Origin of the sequence: Arsenophonus sp. ENCA (genome assembly GCF_002287155.1) — a bacterium.
GTDB classification, from domain to species: Bacteria; Pseudomonadota; Gammaproteobacteria; order Enterobacterales; family Enterobacteriaceae; genus Arsenophonus; species Arsenophonus nilaparvatae.
This window is the reverse complement of the sequence record NZ_NHNG01000280.1, coordinates 1-2,627: the sequence shown is the minus strand read 5'-3', so window position 1 is coordinate 2,627 and position 2,627 is coordinate 1. Positions and strand designations below refer to the sequence as shown.

At 41.1% G+C, this 2,627-nt stretch carries 1 protein-coding gene and 1 pseudogene; both read left to right on the top strand.

Going from position 1 to position 2,627, the window contains the following annotated elements:
• Positions 1-212 (top strand): annotated as a pseudogene (locus tag CBG25_RS07295) (hypothetical protein); the annotation flags it as partial.
• A gap of 22 nt (positions 213-234) precedes the next feature.
• Positions 235-2,442 carry an invasin domain 3-containing protein gene (locus CBG25_RS07290; protein ID WP_290605690.1) on the top strand — a complete coding sequence of 736 codons (2,208 nt, stop codon included), beginning with the start codon at positions 235-237 and terminating at the stop codon, positions 2,440-2,442.
• Positions 2,443-2,627: the final 185 nt, after the last annotated feature.

Sequence of the window (2,627 nt, the reverse complement as noted above, 5' to 3'; positions counted from 1 at the left end):
ATCGAGAAGTTAAACAAAATTGTGGTATTGAACGCTGTCAGGCTCGCACGAGCCGAGCGCAAAGAAATCATATTTTTCTCGCTATTTCTGCGTGGTTTGAACAACATAAACGTCGTATATCTGAAAAAATAACCCTTTATCAACAAAATTGGGACGTAATCAAAAATGCTATTGCTGAGCACATCCGTGTTTTATTAGCGTACCCAAATTAGTTTTGTGCGAAACTCGTGAACCATTGTTGCTGATGGTCAAGCTAGCTCGACGATAAAATTGACCTTGTTGGATGTCAATGATAACCCGCTGGCAGGCCAAGTAGTTAAGTTTAAGAGTAGCTTGAAAAATAGTCATGCAAGTGATCAGGTTAAGGATGAGGGTGACGGTATTTATACTGCTACATTAACCGGTACCACTGCTGGTGAAACATCTATTGAAGTCATAGTTAATGGGGCAGTATTGCAGATTAAAAATAGTGCTAAAGTAACCTTAACTGCCGATAACAAGCACCCCAGTAACGATAAATCTAAATTAGAAGCCGATCCTACAACCATTGTTGCTGACGGTAAAGCTAGCTCGACAATAAAATTGACCTTGCTGGATGTGAATGATAACCCGCTGGCAGGCCAAGTAGTTAAGTTTAAGAGTAGCTTAAAAAATAGTCATGTGAGTGATCAGGTTAAGGATGAGGGTGACGGTGACGGTATTTATACTGCCACATTGACTGGTAGCACCGCTGGTGAAACGTCTATTGAAGTTACAGTTAATGACGTTGTGTTGCCGGTTAAAGATGCGGCTAAAGTAACCTTAACTGCCGATAGCAGTAATCCAAGTTTAGACAAATCCAAGCTAACTGCCGAGCCTATTACTATTGTCGCAGATGGTAAAGATAGCACGACCTTGAAGCTAACCTTAATCGATATTAAAGATAATCCAATTACCGGTTATCCGGATAAAGTAGTCTTTAGTACCGAACCAGCAGACAGTAAAATTAAGCTAGAAGCATTCACCGAGCAGGAGCCGGGGGTTTATAGCGCAAAACTGACTGGCACCCAAGCGGGAGACATCAGCATAACGGCTAAATTCAATGGATTAGAGTTAAAACTTGCGCCGGTAACAGTAACTTTAACGGCAGATAGCAAAAATCCTAGCGTAGATAAATCCAAACTCGTCGCCGAGCCTACCACTATTGTTGCTGATGATAAACAGACTTCAACCTTAAAGTTAACATTGATGGATGCTAATGATAATCCGATTGAAGGCCAAGTAGTGAAATTTGAGCCCAGTCTGGCGAACAGTCAATTCGATGAAGTTAAAGAGAATGATAAAGGAGTTTATACCGCTAAATTGAAAGGAAAAACGGCCGGTGTCAATACCATTAAGGTGAAGGTTAATGACAAGGAATTCGCTATCAAAACTGATGTTACTTTAATCGCGGATAGTAACACCGCGGTATTAAAACAGGTGACATTGGATGGTGATAATACCAGTAAAGTGGCTAATGGTAACGATAACTTTACCTTTACCGCGGTGGTTAAGGATGCCAACGATAATCCGGTGCCGGAGATTACCTTAAAATGGCAGCACAATGCCGGTAATAAGGTTACCTTATCGGATAAAGGTGAGAGTAAAACTGACCCTGAAGGTAAAGCTAAAATCACCTTGACCAGTACTACAAATACCGTTACTGAGGTACAGGTTTCGGCTAAAACAGGCGATGATGAAGCGGTTGATGCAAATAAAAAAGTCAATTTTCTTCGTAAGTTTAACTTAAACGGCGTCGTTGCAGATGCGACAACCGATAAACCAATTGAAGGGGCAGAAGTTGGACTCTATACCTCCGATAGTGATTCAAAACCTAAATATAAGGTGACAAGCGGAACAGGTGGAAAATTTTCTATCTCTGATGTGCTTGACCAACGTTATACCCTGAAAACCAAGGCGAATAAATATATTGATTATAAACTTGACATTACCAATCCAGAACAGCAGTTACAGAGAATTCTTCTGATACCTGAGTTGGGTAATGATTATGCGCGTATTGTTTTATCTTGGGGTCCGAAGCCTAGCGATTTGGACGCTTATTTATGGGGTGATACAGATAAAGGTCAACGATTCCATGTAAGTTATAATAGCAAAACACCTGATGGCAGTGCAATGCTAGATATTGATGTGAAAAATGGCTTTGGCCCTGAAACGATTACCATTAAACGGTTAAATCCAGGGCGTTATCGTTTTGCGGTTCATAATTTTAGCAATGAAGAGCAAATTATTAAATCTAATGCTAAGGTAGTTGTTGCCCAAAAAGACAAAGATGGCGACACCAAAGTTAGCGAATATGATATACCGATATCAGGTACTGGATGGTGGTGGGAGGTATTTGAAATGGATGGTGATACCGGAGATATCCGGCCGGTCAATACAATTTCTGATAATCAACCAAACTAACGGTAGGGCACCTCGAAAAACCTAAGCCGAGTTTGATTTTGCTGATAAAGTTATCGGAAGCTGGTCTACTGAGCTAACCACCATGAAGAAACGCAGCGCCATTAAGAATGACCTCTTTGCAAACCAGTATCACCAACAGACGATCGACAAGTTGGGTGACCCGCTGGTCAAGATCGAAACCTGTA